16 protein-coding genes are annotated in these 21,217 nt (G+C 69.8%); 6 read left to right on the top strand and 10 right to left on the bottom strand.

The genetic code is table 11. From position 1 onward, the window contains the following. Positions 1 to 697: 4'-phosphopantetheinyl transferase family protein (locus tag ACU0DV_RS20955; RefSeq protein ID WP_446273576.1), on the top strand; the 697-nt coding region annotated here is incomplete at its 5' end. A 267-nt stretch (positions 698 to 964) separates the two neighbouring features. After that, a complete protein-coding gene (locus ACU0DV_RS20950; protein WP_100928794.1) occupies positions 965 to 2,293 on the top strand; it encodes a GumC family protein in 1,329 nt (442 codons plus the stop codon). A 156-nt stretch (positions 2,294 to 2,449) separates the two neighbouring features. Here ACU0DV_RS20950 and ACU0DV_RS20945 read toward each other — a convergent pair whose 3' ends face one another. The 6 genes from ACU0DV_RS20945 to ACU0DV_RS20920 all read right to left on the bottom strand — a co-directional run bounded on the left by ACU0DV_RS20945 (position 2,450) and on the right by ACU0DV_RS20920 (position 10,645). Continuing rightward, entirely contained in the window at positions 2,450 to 3,910 is a 1,461-nt protein-coding gene (locus ACU0DV_RS20945) for a CpsD/CapB family tyrosine-protein kinase (RefSeq protein WP_446240740.1), read from the bottom strand. Positions 3,911 to 4,081: 171 nt separating this feature from the next. Further along, entirely contained in the window at positions 4,082 to 6,181 is a 2,100-nt protein-coding gene (locus tag ACU0DV_RS20940; RefSeq protein WP_446240741.1) for an NAD-dependent epimerase/dehydratase family protein, read from the bottom strand. Further along, positions 6,182 to 7,141 carry a glycosyltransferase gene (locus ACU0DV_RS20935; RefSeq protein ID WP_446240742.1) on the bottom strand — a complete coding sequence of 320 codons (960 nt, stop codon included), beginning with the start codon at positions 7,139 to 7,141 and terminating at the stop codon, positions 6,182 to 6,184. Next, positions 7,138 to 8,379, bottom strand: coding sequence for a glycosyltransferase (locus tag ACU0DV_RS20930; protein WP_100928797.1), 1,242 nt, complete (start codon positions 8,377 to 8,379; stop codon positions 7,138 to 7,140). Before ACU0DV_RS20930 ends, ACU0DV_RS20935 begins: the two co-directional genes overlap by 4 nt. Continuing rightward, positions 8,376 to 9,533: an NAD-dependent epimerase/dehydratase family protein gene (locus ACU0DV_RS20925; RefSeq protein ID WP_446240743.1), complete on the bottom strand. Its 1,158-nt coding sequence runs from the start codon at positions 9,531 to 9,533 to the stop codon at positions 8,376 to 8,378. The genes ACU0DV_RS20930 and ACU0DV_RS20925 overlap by 4 nt, the downstream gene beginning before the upstream one ends. Then, positions 9,521 to 10,645, bottom strand: a complete 1,125-nt coding sequence (locus ACU0DV_RS20920) for a Gfo/Idh/MocA family protein (protein ID WP_446240744.1) — start codon at positions 10,643 to 10,645, stop codon at positions 9,521 to 9,523. The genes ACU0DV_RS20925 and ACU0DV_RS20920 overlap by 13 nt, the downstream gene beginning before the upstream one ends. Positions 10,646 to 10,890: 245 nt before the next feature. On the opposite strand from ACU0DV_RS20920, the gene ACU0DV_RS20915 reads away from it, so the two are divergent. After that, positions 10,891 to 11,655: a WecB/TagA/CpsF family glycosyltransferase gene (locus tag ACU0DV_RS20915; RefSeq protein ID WP_446240745.1), complete on the top strand. Its 765-nt coding sequence runs from the start codon at positions 10,891 to 10,893 to the stop codon at positions 11,653 to 11,655. 97 nt (positions 11,656 to 11,752) lie between these two features. Here ACU0DV_RS20915 and ACU0DV_RS20910 read toward each other — a convergent pair whose 3' ends face one another. Further along, positions 11,753 to 12,256, bottom strand: a complete 504-nt coding sequence (locus ACU0DV_RS20910) for a serine O-acetyltransferase (protein WP_446240746.1) — start codon at positions 12,254 to 12,256, stop codon at positions 11,753 to 11,755. 177 nt (positions 12,257 to 12,433) lie between these two features. On the opposite strand from ACU0DV_RS20910, the gene ACU0DV_RS20905 reads away from it, so the two are divergent. The 3 genes from ACU0DV_RS20905 to ACU0DV_RS20895 are packed head-to-tail and all read left to right on the top strand — an operon-like array spanning position 12,434 to position 16,744. After that, on the top strand, positions 12,434 to 14,485 hold the full coding sequence (locus ACU0DV_RS20905; protein ID WP_446240747.1) for an acyltransferase family protein: 2,052 nt from the start codon (positions 12,434 to 12,436) through the stop codon (positions 14,483 to 14,485). After that, complete coding sequence (locus ACU0DV_RS20900) at positions 14,482 to 15,999, top strand: GMC oxidoreductase (protein WP_446240748.1); 1,518 nt, start codon at positions 14,482 to 14,484, stop codon at positions 15,997 to 15,999. Before ACU0DV_RS20905 ends, ACU0DV_RS20900 begins: the two co-directional genes overlap by 4 nt. Continuing rightward, the gene (locus ACU0DV_RS20895; RefSeq protein ID WP_446240749.1) at positions 15,992 to 16,744 is read left to right on the top strand and encodes an SDR family oxidoreductase; all 753 of its coding nucleotides are present in this window, start codon (positions 15,992 to 15,994) and stop codon (positions 16,742 to 16,744) included. The genes ACU0DV_RS20900 and ACU0DV_RS20895 overlap by 8 nt, the downstream gene beginning before the upstream one ends. Before the next feature lie 3 nt (positions 16,745 to 16,747). Here ACU0DV_RS20895 and ACU0DV_RS20890 read toward each other — a convergent pair whose 3' ends face one another. From ACU0DV_RS20890 to ACU0DV_RS20880, 3 genes are all read right to left on the bottom strand, one after another. After that, positions 16,748 to 18,010, bottom strand: coding sequence for an MFS transporter (locus ACU0DV_RS20890; RefSeq protein ID WP_100928805.1), 1,263 nt, complete (start codon positions 18,008 to 18,010; stop codon positions 16,748 to 16,750). Positions 18,011 to 18,260: 250 nt separating this feature from the next. Next, positions 18,261 to 19,547 carry a glycosyltransferase family 4 protein gene (locus tag ACU0DV_RS20885; protein WP_446240750.1) on the bottom strand — a complete coding sequence of 429 codons (1,287 nt, stop codon included), beginning with the start codon at positions 19,545 to 19,547 and terminating at the stop codon, positions 18,261 to 18,263. After that, a complete protein-coding gene (locus tag ACU0DV_RS20880; RefSeq protein WP_446240751.1) occupies positions 19,544 to 21,001 on the bottom strand; it encodes a hypothetical protein in 1,458 nt (485 codons plus the stop codon). Before ACU0DV_RS20880 ends, ACU0DV_RS20885 begins: the two co-directional genes overlap by 4 nt. Positions 21,002 to 21,217 lie beyond the last annotated feature (216 nt).

Raw genomic sequence — 21,217 nt, 5'->3', positions numbered from 1 at the left:
CGGGTCGGGCCGCGTCAGCGGTCCGAAACCGCACCGGAAGCGGCCAGAGATGACCGGCCCGCAACAGGCTCTGCTGACGCTGATCGAGCGGCTGCATGCACCCGGTATACACTGGGGCATGGCGCGGATCGGCGAAGAGGCGGGGCTCACCGCTTCGGAGGCGGCCTCCGTCGCCCGGGCCGTGCCTGCCCGCAGGCAGGAGTTCGCCGCCGGGCGCCTTGCCGTCCGCCGCGCCCGCGCGGGCCTCGGCCTGCCGTCTGACGATCTGGCCGACGGTTTGCCCGCCGGACCTGACCGGCTGCCGCTCTGGCCTGTCGGGATGACCGGCTCCATCAGCCACGCCTCCGGGCTTGCGGTGGCCGCGGTCGCCCGCCCGCCGGTGCGTCTCGGCATCGACCTGGAAGAGGACAAACCGCTGGACCCCGGGCTGGTGGAGGAGATCTGCCTGCCTGCCGAAGGGACCATGCCGCCGATCCGGGTGTTCTCTGCCAAGGAGGCGATCTTCAAGGCGGAGTATCCCCGCACACGCGTGCTGCACGGTTTCCACGGCATCGAGGTCGACCTCGCCCGGGGCCGCGCCCGCTACACCGATCATCCGGAGGTCGCCGCAATTCCGCCCGAATCGCGGCGGCCCCTACCCATCCTTCAGGCGGTCGGTGGCGGGCTGATCCTGTCGCTTTGCCGGACCGGGGCCTAGCATGGCATCACCAATGCGTGTCCAATCCCGACAGGATCGCTGCATTCGCCCTATCCTGCGGAAATTGCGGCGAAACTGTGGCGGTGTTTCGCGATCCGGCGACGCTCTGTTTCCGGGAAACCGACCATCGGGTCGTGGCTTAAATATGGCAAATCGCCTAGATTGCGGCCAGAAGAGGGCGCGTTTCGGTCGCAATCGGTCAATTGCGTTGGCCAGATCGGGGCAGCCCTCTCCGCATCGGGGGCCAACTTTGCGGGAGCATGTGACATGAACCAGTTCCAGTCCGTCGGAGAGATCTTCGCCGCCCTGCGCCGCCGTGCGTGGGTGATCATCGGCATCTTCCTCGTCGGGTGCGTGATCTCGGTCGACTATGCCCTTGTGCAGCAGAAGGTCTACGAGGCGACCGCCGTGGTCCAGATCGAGGACGCCCGCGTTTCCAGCACCGCCACGGCCACCGTGTCCGACGCCAACGAGGCCTCGCGCCGGCTGCAGCTGATCGAGCAGCGGCTGATGTCGCGCGACAACCTCATGACCCTGATGGACAAGTACGACCTGTTTTCCGACGACCCGGAGCGCAACGACGGCGAGCGCATCTACATGATGCGGCAGGCGGCGCGGATCACCCCGATCACCAATCCCGCCCCGACCTTCACCGCCGCCGCGCAGGCGCCGTCGGGCCTGATGATTTCCGTCATGCTGCCCGACCCGGACAAGGCCGCGACCGTGGCGAACGACCTGATGAACAAGGTGATCACCGAATCCCGCGACCGTTCGGCCCGGCAGGCGAGCGAGACGCTGGCCTTCTACGAAACCGAGGAAGCCCGCGTGAACGCGGAGATCGTCGCGCTGGAAAACCGCATCGCGGAGTACAAGCAGGCCAATTCGGCGCAGCTTCCCGCCGGTGTTGCGGCTCTGCGCACCCAGCTGACCACGCTGCGCGAGACGGAGCTGGACCTGGCGCAGGAGATCATCACCATCCAGTCCGACACCGCCCGCAAGCGGCCCGAGGAACTGGCCCGGCAGGTCGCCCAGCTTGAGGATCAGCGCGCGCTGGTTGCCGCCCGCGCGACCGAGATCGAGGGCCAGATCGCATCGGCCCCCGAGGTGGAGCGCCAGCTCAGCCAGCTCGAACGCGAGATGGACCGCCTGAAGGACCAGTACAGCGTCATCACCCGCGGCAAGGCCGAGGCCGAGATGGGCCAGGCGTTGCAGGACCGTCAGGCCGGCGGCCGCTACGAGGTGCTGGAAACCGCGCTGGTGCCGGAGAACCCGATGACCTCCAGCCGCAAGAAGATCGCCGGTATCGGCGCCTTCGCCAGCCTTCTGGCCGGTCTGATGGTGGCGCTTGGGCTGGAGGTGATGAACCCCGCGATCCGCAGCCAGCAGCAGATGGAGCGCCTTCTGGGCATCCAGCCGGTGGTGGCGATCCCGGTGATCAGCAACCGCCGCGACCGGACCTGGGGCGGGCTGAAGTTCCTGGCGCGGGCGCTGGGAATCCTTGCGCTGGTTGGCGGCGTGACCGCCTGGCTGGCGAAGACCTCTGGCCTTGGTGCGCTGTTCGGCAGCGGCACGCCGCGCCGCGCCGTCCGCGGCTGATCCACGACCAATCGGTACACGTGTCCCGTTCTGGTGGGGATCGGACGGGAAGGGGACCGCGGCGGGCCGGTGGGGCCTCGCCGCGGTTGCCTGTTGGACTGTTTATTCGGGAGTCTGTCTGAGCGAGAGGGTCGGTGACCGGCCCGAAGGCGCCGCTCAGTAGGCGTAGCGGCCCACGTCCACGCCTTCGGCCTTGTTCAGGATCATGCCCAGAAGCGGCGTTTCGGTGCCGAGACGGCGTTCCACTTCCTTGATCTCGCGCTCTGTCGTCAGGCCGCCGCCTACCACCAGCAGCACGCCGTCGAACAGCGGCTGGAAGGCGATGACGTCGTCGAAGGACAGCGCGGGCGGCAGGTCAAACAGCATCACGTCGGGGCGCAGTTCCTCTTCGATCCGTTCGAGCGTGGAGCGGGTGCGCGGGTCCTGCAGCAGTTCGGAGGCATAGGGCTCCGTCACCGTGTTCAGGCCGAAGGCGATGTTGTGCCCGGCGTTGAAGTCGTTTTCGCCCAGCCGGATCAGGTGATCCTCAGGCGCGATCCTGCCGCGCAGCATGTCGCCGATGGGGCCGGGGCTGTCGACGCCCAGCACGCGGTGCAGGTTCGGGCGGCGCATGTCGAAGTCCATCACCAGCGTGCGGGTGTTTTCCTGCCGGGACAGCGAGATGGCGAGGTTGGCGACGGTGAAGGTCTTGCCGCAGCCCTTGCCGGGCGAGGTGACGGCGACCCGTTTCCAGCCGCGTTCGGCCAGCGTGTGCATCAGCCGGGTCCGCAGCACGTCGAAGGTGGCATGAGCGGGGTCGAGCCGGTCTGCGGTGACGACCCGGTTGTGGTTGAGCTGGCCCAGCTCGAACCGCGCCACGGGCAGGTCGAGCCATGCTGTATCGGGCTGCGGGCGTCTGGCCTCCGGACGGGGCGCCGGGGCGGGTGCCGGGGCGGGTCCGGGGGCCGCGGCCGGATGGCTGCGCTGCTCCGGCGTGAGCGAAAGCGGCGGCATGGCCGGGACGGGCCGCGCGGGCGGGGTGTCCGCCTGCGCCTCGTCGGTGTCTGTGTCGTCTTCTTCGGTCGCGGCTTCGCGGCGGGCCTCTTCGGCCAGACGTGCCTCTTCGGCGCGCCGCAGCTTTGCCGCCTGCCGCGCTTCCGCGAGCTTCCGGCGCCGTTCTTCGGCTTCCGCCTCGACACGTTCCAGTTCTTCTGCCTGATGGCGGGCTTCGGCCTCCGCTTCGGCGCGGGTTTGTTCCTCTGCCTGACGGCGGGCTTCGGCCTCTGCGTCGGCGCGGGCGTGTTCCTCGGCCTGGCGCTGCGCTTCGGCTTCCGCATCGGCGCTGGCCTGATCCTCGGCCTCGCGCCGGGCGTCCGCTTCTGCCTGTTCCTCTGCCCTGCGGCGGGCTTCGGCGGCGGCGAGGCGGGCGGCCTCGCGGGCGCGGGCGAGGCGGCTGGCTTCGGGGTCGGCCGGGTGCTGGGCCTCTTCCTCGCGGGCGCGGCGGGCCAGACGTTCCTCCCGCGTTTCCAGCGGGGGAACCGGGGCCATGTCCTTCGAGGTGTCCTCCTGCACGGAGGGCTCTCCGGGTGTCAGGGGCTTGCGCTTGCGGCGAAACTTGCGGCTGTCCATCATGTTCATGCCTTGTGCCCTCGGGCTCCTGCCCATCCGGCGCAGGCGGCGCGCGCGCCGGTTGATATCTCTGCACCCCTCTTGTGGGCGCAAATGCTCAGACCCGTTAGACCAGTTGAATCTGGCCATAATATGGTGATCCGAAGGGATTGTTTACCAAGCGGCACCATCACACCACCGTCAGAAGCCGAACAGCCCGGCGTCGCCGATGGCCCGGTCGACGAAACGCGCGCGGTCTGCTTCGGGTTGCCAGCCCAGCCGTGCCTTCGGCTTGGCGTTGTCGAAGGGCGAGAAATGCGCCCGGCTTTTCCAGTCGGCCAGCGAGGGACGGACCACGCCCTTGCGGCGCAGCGCGTGCTTCTTCAGCAGGTATTTCACCGCGTCCGAGGCGTAGAAGGCCGTGAGGTTGCCCGAGGACACGCGGATGCGCGCGCCGAGACGGTCGTTGATCGCGTCGAAGTAGTCGCGCGCGGTCAGCATCGGTTCGCCCGTCAGGTTGAAGCTTTCGCCCACCACCGGCGCGTCGATCATGGCGACCAGCCCGTCGGCGATGTCGTCGTTCAGCACGAAGGGCAGGGTGTTGGTGCCCGGTCCCCAGATGCGGGCCGCCCCCGCGCCGTGCCAGCGGGCGATGCCCCAGTGCTGGAGCGGACCGCCGGGGCCGACGACGATGCCGGGCCGGGCGATGACCAGCGGCAGGCCGCGCTCCTTGTGGAGCTTCATGAGCTGGCGTTCGCATTCGGCCTTGGATCGGGCGTACATGTTGCGGTCGGTCATGTCGGCGGGGAAGGGCGTGACCTCCGTGATGGTCCGTGTCGGGTCGGACATGTCGTAGGAGGCGATGGTGCCGGTGTAGATCAGCCGCTTCACGCCGGCCTTTTCGCAGGCCATGCCGATGCGGGTGGCGACGCCGACATCGTGGATCAGCGCGTCGGACCATGTCCCTTCGAGCGAGCGGGCGAGGTTGAAGACCACCTCGATGCCCTGCATCGCCTCTGTCAGCGCGTCGAGGTCGTAGAGGCTGACGCCCACCGTCTCGACGCTGTTGGGCAGGTCGGGGAAGGGGCCGCTTTTGCCGCGGGACAGGACGCGCACGTCATAGCCGTTGTCGACGAGGCGGCGGGTCAGCGCGCGCCCGATGAAGCCGGTGCCGCCGATGACCATGGCGGTGGGCTGCGGCCTGCGGGAGGCGACGGGCGGCGTCGCCACCTGCTTGGCCGCGTCGGGCAGCAGCGTGATGGCGTCGTCGATGGCCTGCATGACGGCCACGGCGCTGTCGGCGGAGAAGGACGGATGCTGCCTGCCCTGAGCCATGGCGCCGTAGATCGCGGCGTCCATGCCCCGGAAGCTTTGCGCGTAGGGGTTCTTCGTGTTGAGCGACCTACCCTGCGTCCAGGCGTTGCGCAGGCCGTTCTTCAGGTGCTGGCCGGAAAGGTCGAGCTGCCGGCGGAGCGGGTTCATCACGAGGTCGGCGGCGTTTTCCCGTTCGACGGTCAGCACGTCGGAGGCGTAGTCGAGCCGCGCCCGGGCGGAGGAGCCGCGCAGCGTGACGGAGCGGTCATCCACGGTCTCCACCATGGCGATCTGGAAGAGCAGGTTGACGTGGCCCGCACGGGCGAGAATGCGGAAGGACTGCGGGCGCGGATCGTCGCCCGGGAGCATCACGGGGTGCCCTGCCTCGGCATGGGTGACGGTCACCGGGCCGAAGAGGTCGTGGGCGAAGGCAAAGAGGTGCGGCCCCAGTTCGAGGAGCAGGTTCTCCGGCTTCCTCAACAGCCACAGGTTGTACGGGCCGGAGCGCAGCGGGGCGAGCGGCAGGGCCCATGTGATCTCGGCGGTGTGAATCCGGCCGTAATCCCCTGCCTGCATCGCATCTTTCAACCTGCGGTAAGACGGCAGCCCGAGGAAGTTGTGACCGGGTGCAAAGAAACGGCCCGCCGCCTGCGCGGCTTCGGCGATTCGCCGGGTCGCGGCGCTTGATTCGGCAACAGGCTTTTCCACAAGCACATGAAGTCCCGCAGAGAGACATTCTGTCGCAATGGGCTCGTGCAGGTTGGGCGGGGTGAGTACGTGGACTGCCTCGCAAACGTGCGCTTCGATCATTTTCTGCACAGATGTGAATACTTGCGCGCCATGTTGTTGCGCGAGGGCCTGCGCAGCCGATTCGCGGGGGTCGCAGACGGCGGCGATCCGCACCCCCGGCGTCGCCTTCAGGGCGTCCGCGTGCCAGTCTGCGATGTATCCGGCGCCGATCAGGCCGATGGGAATGGTTTTCGACATTTACTTGTACTCGATGATGCGCATGTCCGACCGCCGCACGCGTCGCGTGTGGAACCGGGCCATGCCGATGAGGTTTGGAATCTTGGACAGGGTGAGCAGAAGGCTGTGCCGCCACGCCTGCGCGGCGGGCAGCCCGTCGCGGATCAGCCCCTGAGCCGTCCGCACGTAGTTCAGCGCGTAGACGGCGAGGACAGCGGCGGACAGCCATAGGGTGGTCAGCAGCCCGGCGAGGAACAGCAGCGGCAGCGCCAGGCCGTAGACCAGCACGCGGCGGCGTTCGCGTACGAAGTATTCGGGATGCAGGTGGCCGACCTGCGCAAAGCCGTGGCCGGTGCGCACCGCGCGGGTCCACCACTGGCCGAAACGGGTCATGGCGGCGTCGTGGCGCGTCATCTCGTGCGGGATGCGGTGCAGCGTCCAGCCCGCCTTGCGGAAGCGCACGCAGACCTCGTCGTCCTCGGCGGCGATGACCTCGGGGTTCATGCCGCCCACGTCGCGCCAGAGCTGCGCCCGCACCATCATGTCGCCGCCGCAGGCCGCGATTTCGCCCGCGGGACGGCGCCATTCCCAGTCGCAGAGCTGGTTGTAGAGCGTGGCGTCGCGGTGGATCTCGGACCGCCAGCCGGTGACCATGCCGGTGCCGGGGTTCAGGTCGAGGAAGGCGCGCGCGGCGTCGAGGTAGCCGGGCACCAGCGCGCAGTCGCCGTCGATGAACTGCACGTATTCCGGCGCGTCGAGCGCATCGAACCCGGCGTTGCGGGCGCGGGCGGCGGTGAAGGGGCGGGTCATGTCGAGGTTGACGACCTTTGCGCCGGCGCGTTCGGCGGCGGCCACGCTGTCGTCGGTCGACCCGGAATCTACATAGACGATCTGCCGCGCCTGCCCGGCGACGGAGGCCAGCGCGGCCTTCAGCCGGTCCCCTTCGTTGCGACCGATCAGGACGACATCGACGGGGGTCATGGGCGCGGCTCCGGACGTTTCGGCGGCTGCTTGTCTTCCGCATAGGCGGTGAAGAGGGTGGAGAGGCGCGCGGCCTCCTGCGCCACGTCGAAGTCGGCGGCGACCTTCGCGGCGCCCTTTGCGCCCATCGCGCGGCGGCGGTCGGGGTCGTCCAGCAGCGTGGCGATGGCGGCGGCCAGCGCATCGGGATCGCCCGGCGGCACCAAGAGCCCGGTCTCGCCGTTCTCCACCAGTTCGGGCACGCCCGCGATCTGCGTGGTGACGACCGGCACGCCGGAGGCCAGCGCCTCCATCAGCACCACGGGCACGCCCTCGGCAAAGCTGGGCAGGGTGAAGATGTCGGCCTCTGCCAGTGCCTCTGCCACCTCCGCCTGGCTGCGGTAGCCCAGGAAGGTGACGCAGGTGTGCAGGTCGAGCTGGCGGGCCAGCGCGTCGATGCCCACCCGTTCCGGCCCGTCGCCGATCAGCGTGAGCCTGAGGTTGGGGTACTTCGGCTTCAGTTCGGCCATGGCCTGCAGCAACACCGGCACGCCCTTCACTGCCGCCATGCGCCCGGTGAACAGCAGGCTTTCGCCGTAATGCGGTGCGGCGGTGTATCGGGCCGGGTCGACGCCGCAATGGATGACGTGGAAGCGGTCCCAGTGCATCTGGTCGGCAAAGCACATGAGCTGCGAGCGGGCGAAGTCGCTGATGCAGGCGACGAAACGCGCGCGGGCGGCCTTTTCGTCGATCCGCCAGTGATGCGGTTCGAAGAAGATGTCCGGCCCGTGGATGGTAAAGCTGTAGGGAATGCCCGAGAGTTCGGACGCCAGCATCGCCACCGTGCAGGACGCCTTGGCGATGTGGTTGTGCAGGTGCGTGACGCCGTTGCGGGCCATGTGGTCGGCCAGCACGCCCGCCTCGGCGAAGTAGATCAGGTTGTAGAGCCGGCCTTTCAGCCCCTTGGGCGCGGTCTGCCATGCCAGCCGGAGCGTCCGCAGGTAGCGTTTCGGCCGGGCCATCCAGCGCAGGTGCGCGGACAGCAGGCGCGGCCCCTTGCAGGCGGCCAAGACCTTGAAGGTGCGCTTGTGCTCCTCGCGCTGTTCCGGCCCGACGAGGTGTTCGGCGCCGGTGGTGCGGATCGAGCAGGTCATGACCTCGTGCCCCAGCGCCCGCAGGCCCGCCACCTCGCGCTGGATGAAGGTGTCGGAGGCGCGGGGGTATTCGCCGGTCAGGTAGGCCAGTTTCGGCAGGGTCATGCGCGGCCCTCCCGCGTGGCGGTCATCAGATCCTCGAACCGGGCGCCCTTGCCGGGGAAGGCGCTGTGCAACCGGTCCGTCGGATAGCGCAGCGGCATCATCCGGGCGCGCAGCACGGGTTCGCGGAAGAGCCCGGGCAGCTTGTGCGCAACGGGGCGCAGCACGCGGACCATGGCGGACCAGAGGGTGTAGGGCACGGTCACGTTCAGCCGCGGCCAGCCGTGCACCTTGCGGTGCGCCTTCAGGAAGCGCGCGCGGGTCGGGCGGTCGTGGTCGAAGACGTTCAGCACGCCCGGACCGGGGGTCGGGGTGCGGGCCGCCTCCACCGCGATGCGGGCGACGTGGTCGACATGGGCCAGCGGCAGCTCGCCCTCCGACCCGATGGTGACGAAGAGCTTCGACGCCCAGAAACCCTGGAGCGCGTGCCATGACCGGCCCGGTCCCCAGATCGCGCCGGGCCGCAGGATCCAGTCGTCGTCGAGCGCATCGTCGAAGAGGAACATCGCCTCCTGCAGGCGCTTTGCCCCGGCATAGGGATCGCGCGCGCCGCGCAGGGTGGCGTCGGGCAGGGGGATCAGCGCGCTCGATTCCCTCAGCGCGTCGCCCGGGTGCAGCCGGTCGGTGTCGTAGACCGCGAGGGAGGAGATCAGCACAAGGCGCGGCGCCTTGGCCGTCCAGGCGGCATGGACCGCACGGTTGGCCTGCAGCGTGTCGCGGGCCAGCGCCTGCGCATCGTCGCCAAGGTGGGCTGCGGCATGGATCAGGGCGCTGTCTTCGATGAGCGCCCCGGTCAGCCGGTCGGCGGCCTCCGGTGCGGTGAGGTCCAGTTGCAGGGTCGTGATGCCCGCGTCGCTGGCCCAGCCGGGCAGGGGGCTGCCGCGGGTGACAGCGAGGACGGGCAGGTCGTGGCGCCGAGCCTCAGCCACGCAGGCGCGCCCGAGGAAACCGCTGGCGCCAGTGACGACGATGCGCGGACCGGGCGCTGCGGGCGCGAGGCGGGCCTCGTCCTCGCCCGGGCGGGCGGAGGCGTTGTCCTTTGCCGCTTTGCCTTGCTCCGGTGTCACTTCGGTTGCCTGCCTTTCCGGTCGGGCTTGTGTCTGTGTGCGATCCGGTTTCACTTCGCCTTCCTGAAGCTCCGGTTTCACTTCGCCCATGGCATCGGCTCCATCGGCGCGCAGGTCGTCGTCATGCGTTGCGCGCCCGTCGTCTCGCCCGCGTTCTGGATCGCCAGCGTGACCTCCGTCAGGTGCAGGGCCATGTCGTTCGACAGGCGGCAGGGGCGCCCCTCGCGCAGCGCCTCCAGCACCTCGGCGGGTCCGAGCGCAAAGTTCATCGCGGCCGCCCCCCAGCGCGCCACCTTCGGATGAGTCGGCTGTTTCAGCCGAATGCGGCGCTTCACCGGCGATTCCATCAGGCGCCGCCGGATCGTCAGCCGCCGGGCAAAGCGCACCTTCGCGGCATTGTCCCACGCGGCGTCGCAGGACAACACCCCCTTGTCCCCCACGATGCGGATCGAATGGTCGTGCGGCGCCACGATGGAACAGGTCAGCCGCGTCACCGGCCCGTTCTCGAAATACAGCACCGCCACCGACAGGTCCGGCGCCGAAGGGCCATGGCCGCCCTTGTCGGGGATCGTTTCGGCCGAGGCCGCGACCACCGTGCGCACCGGCCCGAACCACGAGATCAGCCAGGTCAGGTAGTAGCCAGCGTGTTCCAGCGTGCAGCCGACGCGGAACTCGTCCTCCGCGGGCCAGGGCGCGCCGGACTCTGACAGCCACTTGTCATAGGCCGCCTGCGGGATGAAGCCGTCGTCGAGCTCCGCGTAGATCGCGCGCGGGGTCCCGGCCACGCCGTCGCGCAGCGCCCGGCCCAACGTCTGCGCCGCCTCGCCCAGCGCCGAACAGGGGGCGGAGGCCAGCGCCAGCCCCTTCTCCGCCGCCAGCGCGTGCAGGGTTTTCGCGTCCTCCACCGTCATGGCCAGCGGCTTTTCGGAATAGACCGGATGCCCGGCGTCGAGGCAGGCGCGCGAGGTCTCGAAATGCGCGCCGGGATTGGTGAGGTTCAGCACCAGTGCGCCGGGTGCCATGGCCAGCAGCGCCTCGAAGGACTCAGCGGCAGGCAGGGACCAGTGCGCGCAGAAAGCCCGCAGCCGGCCCGCGTCGATGTCGTAGACCCCGGCGACCTCGATCCCCGGGAACGTGGCGAGCGACCGGGCGTAAAGGTCGGCCACGAACCCGCAGCCGAGCAACAGAACCCTGTCCGTCATGCCGCCACCCTTGCGGCGCCACGCACCCCGATTGTCCAATGTTCCGCAACCACCAGCGGACCCCCTTAACCATTGACCCTTCGCTTGCAGCCAAACATGGCCATAAGACGGCATCCGCACGTCAAACCCGCTGCGCTGCGGCGGCGCAGCATCATTCGCACGTTTTTTGCGGCCCATGTTGCAGTTTCGGCACGGCATGTGCCGCCGATCCGGGCTATGGATCACGCGGGGACAAAGAGGCTGTCATGGAATTCCGGATCGAGGACCTTCCCATCCGCGTCAACGTGCCGACGTGGGCCGTGCTCGAAGCGCGGGTGCGGGAGAGATTCGCACAAAGACGCGGGTTCGCGCTCGCCACGATCAACCTGGACCACCTGGTGAAGCTGCGCGCCTCGCCCGAATTCCGCGTGACCTATGCCGCGCAGGACTTCGTGGTGGCAGACGGCAACCCGATCGTCTGGATGTCGAAGCTGGCCGGGCGCCCGGTTTCGCTGATCCCGGGGTCCGAGGCGATCCTGCCGCTGGCGCGCATCGCCGCGCAGCAGGGCGTGCAGGTGGCGCTTTTCGGCGCGACCGACGCGGTGCTGAAGGCCGCGAAGGAATACCTCGAACGCGAGGTGCGCGACCTCACCGTGGCCTGCTGCATCGCCCCGCGCATGGGCTTCGACCCCAAAGGCGAACTGGCGGAGGCCTACCTGGCCGAGATCGCAGCCTCCGGCGCGCGGCTGTGCTTCGTGGCGCTGGGCGCGCCGAAGCAGGAGACCTTCGCCGCCTTCGGACGCACCCGGGCGCCGGAGGTGGGCTTCGCCTCCATCGGCGCCGGGCTCGACTTCTTCGCAGGCACCCAGAACCGCGCCCCGGCGCTGGTGCGCCGGTTCTCGATGGAATGGCTCTGGCGGGCGGCTTCGAACCCGCGCCGCCTTGGCCCGCGCTACCTGAAATGCCTTGCCATCCTGCCCGTCGAGGCGGCAAAGGCCCTGGCCATGCGCCTGCGCGCCCGCAAAGGCTGACCTGCCTCCTTCATCTTGGCCCAAATACCTTGGAGGGGGTCCGGGGGAGGCAACGCCTCTCCCGGCGGGTCGGGCCGCCGCAGGCGGGCCGAAACCCCTATGCGTCCGTGGTACCGCCGGAAATCACCCGCGCCGGGTTGCCGGCCACCGTCGCACCGGCGGGCACGTCGCGGGTCACCACCGCGTTGGCGCCGATCACCGCGTGGTCGCCCACGGTCAGGGGGCCCAGCAGCTTGGCACCGGCGCCCACGTCCACGTGACCGCCCAGAACCACCGGCCCGGCCAGGGTCACCTGGTGGAAGATCATGCAGTTCACGCCGATGCGCGCCCTCGGGTGCACGATGATGCCGGTGGGATGGGTCAGGCGCAGGCCGCCGCCGATCTCGGTCGTCAGGTGCAGTTCGGACTGGGTCATCAGCGACCAGAACCAGTGGTTCGCCACCCAGTATTTCGACACCAGCCGGCCAAAGGCACCGCGTCCGCGCCAGTGCTGATAGCGGCGCACCGCCCGGATCAGCTTCTTGCCCGGCGCCCAGAAGGTGTCGATCCGCTCGCGCGACCAGTCGGGCACGTCGGCTGAAATCCGTGTGTCCTGCTGCATTCCGTCCCGGGGCCTTCGATCTGCCACACTCCTGCCCTGAAATGGGTTATCCTGCTTTCAAACGCAACAGAGGACCGCAGAGGCCCGTCGCATTACAGTGTTTACCATTGTCCCGCAGCGCGGATTCCCGCAGGCGGAGGCAGGATGTTTCGAGCAACCGGAGAAACCGGCAGGACAATGACTTCGCAGACCCGCCATCCGCCCTACCGCGGTGACATCGACGGCTTGCGGGCCATCGCTGTCCTGTCCGTCGTGCTCTACCATTTCGGCGTGCCGCTCGCCGGGGGCTTCACCGGGGTCGACATCTTCTTCGTCATCTCGGGCTTCCTGATCGGCGGCATCCTCTGGCGCGAATACGACGCCACGGGCCGGGTCCGGCTGAGGCACTTCTACCTGCGCCGGTTCCGCCGTCTGGCGCCCGCCTTCTTCACCATGCTGGCGGTCACCGCCGCCGCCGCCTGGGTGTTGATGCTGCCCTTCGAGTTCCGGGAGTTCGGCAAGACCGCCATCGCCTCCACCGTCTACCTGTCGAATGTGCTCTTCTTCCGGCAGACCGGCTATTTCGACGTGGCGGCCCACGACAAGCCCTTGCTGCACACATGGTCGCTGGCGGTGGAGGAGCAGTTCTACATCTTCCTGCCGCTGCTGATCCTTGTGCTGGCGCGCTGGCGCTGGGGCCTTCTGGCGGCGCTGGTGGCGATCTGGGCGGTCTCGCTGGCGGCCTGCGTCCTGCTGACCCCGGCCTATCCGACGGCGACCTTCTTCCTTTTCCCGTTCCGCGCGTGGGAGCTGCTGAGCGGCGTGCTGCTGGCGATCTGGGGCCACCGCAGGCAGTCCGGCTGGCAGGGCTGGACGCCCTTCGCGTGGATCGGCCTGTTGCTGGTGCTGGTCTCGGTGATTTTCATCCCCGCAGGTCCGCTGTTCCCGGGGCTGCTGGCGATCCTGCCGGTGGCGGGCACCCTGATGCTGCTGTCGACGGGCAACGGGACGCATGGAGTCAGCGCCATGCTGCGCCTGCCGGTGCTGCGCTTCTTCGGCCTGATCTCCTATTCGCTCTACCTCTGGCACTGGCCGGTCTTCGTGCTGTCCAGCTACCTGCGCGACGGTTACACCCACCCCGCCGAGGCGGTGGTCTGGATGGCCCTGTCGGTGGCGCTGGCATGGCTGTCGTGGCGGTTCGTCGAACAGCCCGTGCGCCGGGCCGACCGCCTGCCCGGCTGGGCGGTGTTGTTCGGCACGCTGAGCGCTTCTGCAGCCGCGCTGGCGTTCGGCGGTTACGTCTACCTCAAGGACGGGCTGCCGCAGCGCTTCGGGCCGGAGGCGGCGGTGCATATCGCGGCGTCCGGCGACTTCCTGCAGGATTTCAGCCGGTGCTACGTGGCCGACCAGCTGCCGCTCGACGGGCTGGAGGTCTGCCCGATCGGCCCGGACGGCCCGCCGAAGGTGCTGGTCTGGGGCGACAGCCACCTGCGCGCCTTCAAGGAGGGGCTGGACATGGCGGCGCATGAGGCCGGGGTGCCGGGGATCATCCTGTGGCGCGCGGGCTGTCCGCCGCTGATCGACATCCGCAAGGTCGAGACCGCCGCGACCCCGGCGCAGAACACCGCCTGCACCCAGGCCAACACCCAGATCAAGCAGAGCTTCGCGCGGCTGGGCAGCGTCGAGGCGGTGCTGCTGGTCGGGCGCTGGGGTTACTACGCCGAGGGCACGGGCAGCGGGCTGGACGCCGGGAACCGCATCGCCATCTACCCGACCACCGGCCCGGAAGAGGTGGGGGAGGCGCAGGCTTCGGTCGTGTCGCGCGCCGCCGAGGCCACGGTCGCGCATCTGGAACGCTACTTCGACCGCATCTTCGTCCTGCGGCAGCCGCCGGAGATCCCGCTTTACGACAGCCGCCGCGCGGCGCGGGAGGCGACCCATGCCGGGCTGCCCTTCGCCGCCCCGCCGAGGACCGAGCCCGAGGTCGACCGTACCGCATTGGCGGATCGCGCGGCGCAGGCGGACCTGCCGTGGCAGGCGCTGGCGGCAGAGGGCCGGGTCGCGCTGATCGACCCCTGGCCGCGGTTTTGCGACGGCACGCGCTGTTCGGCGGTGGTGGACGGCGTGGGCCAGTTCTTCGACAACAACCATGTGACCAACGCGGCCGCGCTGCGGGTGCGCGATCTTTTCGCCCCGCTGTTCGAGGGCCTCGCGACGGAGGCGGCGCAGACCGGCGCCACCGAAGGATGACCCACTGGGAGGCTGAGTGGGACGCCGTGGTGATCGGCACCGGCATCGGCGGCGGCACGATCGGCCGCGCGCTGGCGGAGACCGGGCAGAAGGTGCTGTTCATCGAAAAGGGGCTGGCCGACGTGCGCAGCGCCGAAAACGGCCTGTCGGAGATCTTCGTGCCGGAGGCGCGCGCGACCCGTGGCCTCTGGCCGGAGCCGCTGTCGGTCACGGTGGACGGCGTCGCGCAGGCGTTCTACGCGCCGCGGGGTGCGGGGCCGGGCGGGTCGTCGGTGTTTTACGCGGCGACGCTGGAACGGCCCGAACGCCATGACCTCGAGGATGTGCCGGGACGCCCGCATCCCACCGGCGGCTGGCCGCTGGGTTTCGACGCACTGGCGCCGTTCTACGCGAAGGCGGCACAGATGTACCGCGTCTACGGCACGCCCGACCCGCTGTCGTCCGAGGCCCCCCTGCCGCTGCGCGCGGCGCCGGACCTCACGGGGGTGGAGGCGGCGATGATGGCGCGGTTCCGCAAGGCGGGGCTGCATCCCTACCACGCGCACACCGGGGTGGAGCGGCTGGAGGGCTGCGCCATGTGCCTTGGCCGCAAATGCCCGCGCGCCTGCAAGATGGACGGGCGTTCCGCCGGGGTGGAACCGGCGCTGGCCGCCGGGGCGCAGCTTCTGACCGGGGCGGAGGTCACGCGGCTGGTGATGGACGGCGCCCGGGTTGCGGGGATGGAGGCACGGGTGGACGGCGAAACCCGCCGCTTCACCGCGCGGCGCTACGTGCTGGCGGCGGGGGCGCTCGGGTCGCCCGCTGTGCTGTTGCGCTCGGCTTGCGAGGGCTGGGCGGAGGGGGTCGCCAATCGCTCCGGCCTTGTGGGGCGCAACCTGATGTTCCACCTCAACGAGATGTTCGCGCTGTGGCCCGGGGTGGAAGGTGCTGCGACGAAGGCGATCTCGCTCCGCGATCTCTATCACCTCGAAGGGCAGCGGCTGGGCACGGTGCAGGCCATGGGCATCCGTGCGTCCTATGGCGAGACGGTGTTCTACCTGAACCGGATGCTGGCGGCGCGGGGCCTGTCCCGGCTGGCGCCGCTGTCCCGCCTGCCCGCTGCGGTGGCGCAGAAGCTGATGGGCTCGGCGCAGATCTTCGTCGGGCTGATGGAGGACCTGCCCTACCGGGAGAACCGGGTCGGCGCGGACGGGGCGGTGCATTACACCCTGCACGACGAGTTGAAGGCGCGGCGGCAGGCGTTCCGCAAGGCGATCCGGCATGCCTTCCGCGGGCAGCGGCGGATGTTCCTCGGCTTTGCGCCGGACCTGAACTGGGGGCATCCCTGCGGGACCTTGCGGTTCGGGACCGATCCGGCATCCTCCGTCCTGCGGCCCGACGGGCGGGCGCACGATGTCGAAAACCTTTGGGTGGCGGATGCCTCCTTCATGCCGACGTCGATGGGGGTGAACCCCAGCCTGACAATCGCGGCCTTCGCGCTGCACGTGGCCGGGGGGATGGGTGCGGATGACTGACTTCACGCCGAAGGACGGATGCGTCGTGGTGACCGGCGCGGGCTCCGGCCTTGGTCGGGCGATGGCGGTGGCCTTCGCGGGCCGGGGATTCCGCGTAGCCGGCACCGGGCGGCGGGCGGAGGCGCTGGAAGAGACGGCGGGCCTGTGCGGCCCGGACTTCACCGCCCTGCCGATGGACGTGGCCGACTGGGGCGCGGTGCAGGCGGGATTTGCCACGCTCGGGCCGGTGGCGGTGCTGGTCAACAACGCCGCCGTCTATCCGCGCCGGGACATTCTTGCCGAAAGCGGCGAGAGCTTTGCCGCGACCATGGGCGTGAACCTCGGCGGGGTGGTGAACTGCACCCGCGCGGTGCTGGAGGACATGGCGCCGCGCGGGCGGGGCCGCATCCTGAACGTGGCGACCTTTGCCGACCTGAACCCGTTGCCTGCGTCCTCTGCCTATTCGGTGTCGAAGGGGGCGGCACGCATCTTCACCCGTGCGTTGCTGGCGGATCTGGGCGACCGGCTGCCGGGGATCGTGGTGTCGGACTGGATGCCGGGGATGCTGGCGACGACCATGGGGATACCGGATGGCGTGGCGCCCGAGGTTTCGGCCGAGTGGGGCGTGCGGCTGGCGCTGAAGGGAGATGCCGCCTACAGCGGATCGGTGTTCGAGATGGACCGGGAGATCCTGCCGCCCCGCGGGATGAAGGCGAAGGTCCGCGACATGATCCTGATGCGGCGGCGGAGGCCCCGGGTGCTCTGACGCCTACTGCTGCGAAGGCAGCGGCGTTCCGGCGGGAACGCGCGGCGGGGCCTCTTCCGGGAAGCGGATGCGGTGTTCGCCCAGCCTCGGGTGCAGGTGTCCCGCGATGCGCCACGCGATGAGACTTGCGGCGCCGGCGGCGGCGAAGACGGCGGGCACCGGCGCGGCCAGCAGGATGACCCAGGCGACCCCTGGCGTCAGGATGCCCGACACGTCGCGGAAGGACGAATAGATCGCCGACATTTCCGTGCGTTCGGAGGGCTTGACCGCCATGAGGAAGGGCAGGCCTCCGCAGATGTCGAGCAGGATCAGGAAGATGCTGGCCGAGAACAGCGCGGCGATGGCGATCCACGGCAGCGCGCCCGACAGGCCCGCGGCGAGGAACAGCAGCGTGCAGGCCATGAAGCCGGTGCGCACGGCGCCCCGCACCGACCGGGCCTGCACCCAGCGCAGCATCAGCGGCGAGGCGAAGAGCGCCATGTTGGTGGTGGAGGCGAGAACGCCGCCCAGCCGGTCGCCCAGCCCGTTCTCCACCGCGAAGATCGGCAGGTAGACGATGTAGACCCACCAGCCGCAGGAGCGGATCACCGCGAAGAGCCAGCCGGAGATCAGGCGCGGCTGCTGCAGGAACCGCCCGAGGTAGGCCAGCGGGTTCGGCGTGGCACGGCGGGCGCGGGTGATGAGCTTGCCGTTGCCGAGCCGCATGTAGAGGAAGACCGCCAGCATCGCCGCCGCCGCCAGCGCCGCGATGAGGAAGGGGGCGGGCCGCCAGACGGTCCAGAGGGTGACGCCGGTCACCGGCCCGATGGTCCAGCCGAGGGCGGAGTAGAAGAGGCGCAGCGTCTCGCACCGGCCCAGTTCGACCCGGGCGATGTAGTCCAGAACGTAGGCGTTGAAGCAGACGAAGCAGACCACCGTCGCGGAGGAGACGAGCACAAGCCCGGCGATCAGCGCCGCGGCGCCGCCGGTGGCCGCCAGCCCCGCGCCGGTGACGAAAGACAGCGCGCCCATGGCATAGACCACGCGGCGCGGGATGAAGCGGTTGACGAAGGGCACGAGCAGCCCGACCAGCAGCGAGACGAGGCCGATGGCGAAGTAGATCGCGCTGACCTCGCCCGCGTCCTGCAGCGCGTCGTAGAGCGCCACCGGAAAGACGGAGATCAGCATCCCCCGCGCCACCGCCTCGCACCCGGCGAGCGTGGCGAACCCCCTAACGGACGGGGCGGGGGCGTGGCGGAGCCATTCGGGGATGCGGCGTTCGAACATGGGGGCACTCGTCGTCTGGGCCTGCGGCGGGGCAGGGTCCTGTGCCGCGCACCTTGGCGCAGCGGCGGGCGGCGCTCTGCCCCGGGCGCGACCTCATGGTCTGAACGCGACACGACGCGGGGTTTTCGGTGTCCGGGGTGGACGGCGGGCCGCCATGATGGTGCGGAGGGTGCGGGCCTGCGTGTCTGCCCTTGGCCGTTTGCGCTGATGGTTGTCTCTGTCCCGTGGGGTCGCGGCGACGGCTGCGCCTTCAGTCCCCGAACAGGTCGGGTTTCGGCGCGGGGCTGCCGGCGCGCACCCAGTCGTAGACCCGCGCCACCTGCCGCGCCTTTGCGGACCAGAGGAAGTCGCGCTGCACGCGGGCGCGCGCTGCGGCGGCCATGGGGGCAAGCTGTTCCGGCGCCTCGGCCAGACGGGCCAATTTCCGGGCGAAACCGTCGACGATCTGCTCGCGCGCGCCGCAGGGCACCTTGAGGCCGGTCGCGTCGTCCACCAGCTCTCCCGGCCCGGCGTAGTCGACGATCAGCGGCACGACGCCCAGCGCCATCGCCTCCAGCACCACGCCGCCGCCGAATTCGCGGATCGAGGGGAAGGAGAGCAGGTGGCACGTGGCGAGGATGTCCTGCACCTGTTCGTGCGCCTGCCAGCCGTGGAAGGTGAGCGCCGCGCCGATGCGCAGCCGGTCGGCCTGTGCGCGCAGGTCGGGCATCATCGGGCCGTCGCCGATGATGTCGAGCGTCATGCGGTCGTCGCGCAGCAGCGGGGCCGCGGCCTCCAGCAGCATGTCCGGGCCCTTGTAGGGCACGAGCCGTCCGACGAAGGCGGCGCGCAGCCTGCCGGGTTGCGGCGCCGCGATGCGCGAGAAGCGCGTGGGGTCGATGCCGTTCTCCGGCAGCCAGATCACGCGGTTCTGCAGGTGGTCGGGGACCTCCGACGCGGTGTGGCGCGACCCGGCGAGGATCGCGCTCGCGTTCGTCAGCGTGGCGCGGCGGCCCGGCAGCAGCTTGTAGGCGCCGCGCACGTAGGAGAGCCACTCCTTCTCGGCCCGGCGTTCGGCGTCGAACGCCTTGGGCCAGGGCACGCCGCCGTTCAGCGGGCCGAGGACAAAGGGCACGCCCGCGCGGGCACATTTCGCCGCCAGCGGCGAGGGCGAGGTCGGCGAAAGCGGCGTGATGCGGTGCACGATGTCATAGGCGCCGCGCCCGATATCGTGGCCGAAGCGCCTCCAGATCAGCCGTTCGAAGTAGGGATAGGACAGCGCGTTGACCGCTTGCAGCGTGGTCCAGCCCTTGCCGCTGTCGAGGCGCAGCTTTTCCGCCAGCTTCCACATGGGGCGGGCGATGGCCTCGGAGTCGATGGCGGTGAAATCGGTGCCCTCGCGCATCCCGGCACGCAGGAATGCGTCGCGGTTGCGGGTCTGGGTGACGATGTGGACATCGGCGACCTCGCGCAGGGCAGAGGCGAGCGACCAGCCGACAAGCGGCACGCTGACCCATTCGGGGTTGGCCGCCTCGGCCACGGCAAGAACGCGGGTCATCGGCTTTCCTTCGGCGCGCCGATGACCGGGCGCCAGCCGGGGGCGGGCGCGCCGGTCTGTTCGGGGTCGGCGGTTGAGGTGTTCCGGCTGTCGACGGATGCGGGCCTGAGGCGCTCGGCCCGCAGGCTTTCGGCATAGCCGGTGAGCGCCCCGACGATCAGCCATGTAAGCGGCGTCAGCGTGGCGTTGGGGATCATGTCGGCCAGATTCGCCGCCAGCATCAGCGACAGCGGCCCGACAAGCGGCGAAACCTGTGACCGGGCCAACCGCACCTCGCGCCCGATCAGCAGGAGCGGCAGCAGGATCAGGCCGAACTCGGCGGCGAAGCCCACCCAGCCGTAGACGCCGATGGTGATGATCCAGCGCCCGTCCGTGACGGTCAGGATGAAGCCGGTCACCGGGTCGAGGATGTGGTTGCGCCCCCAGCTTCCCCAGCCGAACAGCGGTTTCAGGTAGGCGCGGTCGAGCAGCGTGTTCTCGTTCGTGAAGCGGAACCGGAGGGAGGCGGCACGGTCCGGGTCGATGGCGGCGGCGCGCGCCAGCAGTGTTTCTTCCGGAATCAGCGCCGCGCCCTTGAGCAGCGGGTAGGCCAGCGCCAGAACGCCGATCAGGATCGCGATGCGGACCTGCAGGCGCGCGGGCGCGAGGACGACCAGCGGCGCCAGCGCGATGAGGAAGATCATCGCGCCCAAGGACTTGGCAAGGACCAGCACCGTGGTCAGCCAGAGTGCGGCCAGCAGGAGCTTCGCCCCGTTCCGGCCCGCTGAAAATCGCCACAGGCCCCAGGCGGCGATCACCGCCATGAAGGTGTAAAACGCGACCCACAGCCCGTGGTACAGGAAGACCACCGGGCGGTATCCGCCGAAGCGCACGCTTTGCCCGAACTGGTGCTGGTAGAAGCCGTAGACCCAGAGGTTGAGCTGCGGCGAAAGACGGATCTCGATCAGCATCAGGAACGAATAGACCAGCCCGCCGATCATCAGCGCCTTCAGAAGCTCGCGCTGGGCACCGCCGCTGGCAAGGAACTGGCGCGCCATCAGGAAGGGCAGCAGGAACAGGAACTGCTGGATGGTCAGCGCCAGGATGTCCTTGAGGCCGAGCCCCGGCAGGCCGACCTGCCCCCAGAAGACCGGCTCGCCATTCGTGAGGACGGTCACGGCGGGCGACAAGGTGAAGATCAGCACCAGCGCCTTGCCCAGCAGGGAGTGCGGCAGCAGCGATCCCTGCGGCCCGTGGCGCCACATGGCGAGGGCAAAGGCCATCAGCGCCGGGATGTTGTGCTTCGACAGCGGGGGGGCGGCGGGAAAGTCGAAGACGGCGGGCGGTTCGGGCAGGAAAAGGTAGCCGGCGAGGATCGACCAGATCAGCGCCCGGTCCGCGGGCAGCCGCCCGTAGAGCACCGCAACCACCAGCGGAAAGCAGGCGAGGGCAAGGAAGGCGATCGGATTGGGCATCGGGGCGCTGCGGGCCTTCGTGCTGCGGAACGGGTGCGCGGGCGGGCCGGTGCCCGCCTGATGGACCCCGGTGCCCGCCTGATAGCAGCGGCGTCAGGCAAAGTCGCGTCGGCAATGCGCCGATTGTAAGGAAAGCTGGGCGGGTTGTGCGGAACCGGTCACGCCGTTGCAAGGTTGGAAACATGGTCCGCGGGGTGCCATACTATCGCCGGATTG

The sequence above is a fragment of the Sagittula sp. genome, from assembly GCF_052825245.1.
Note: the sequence above shows the minus strand (reverse complement) of the source record. Positions and strands in the feature narration are given on the sequence as shown.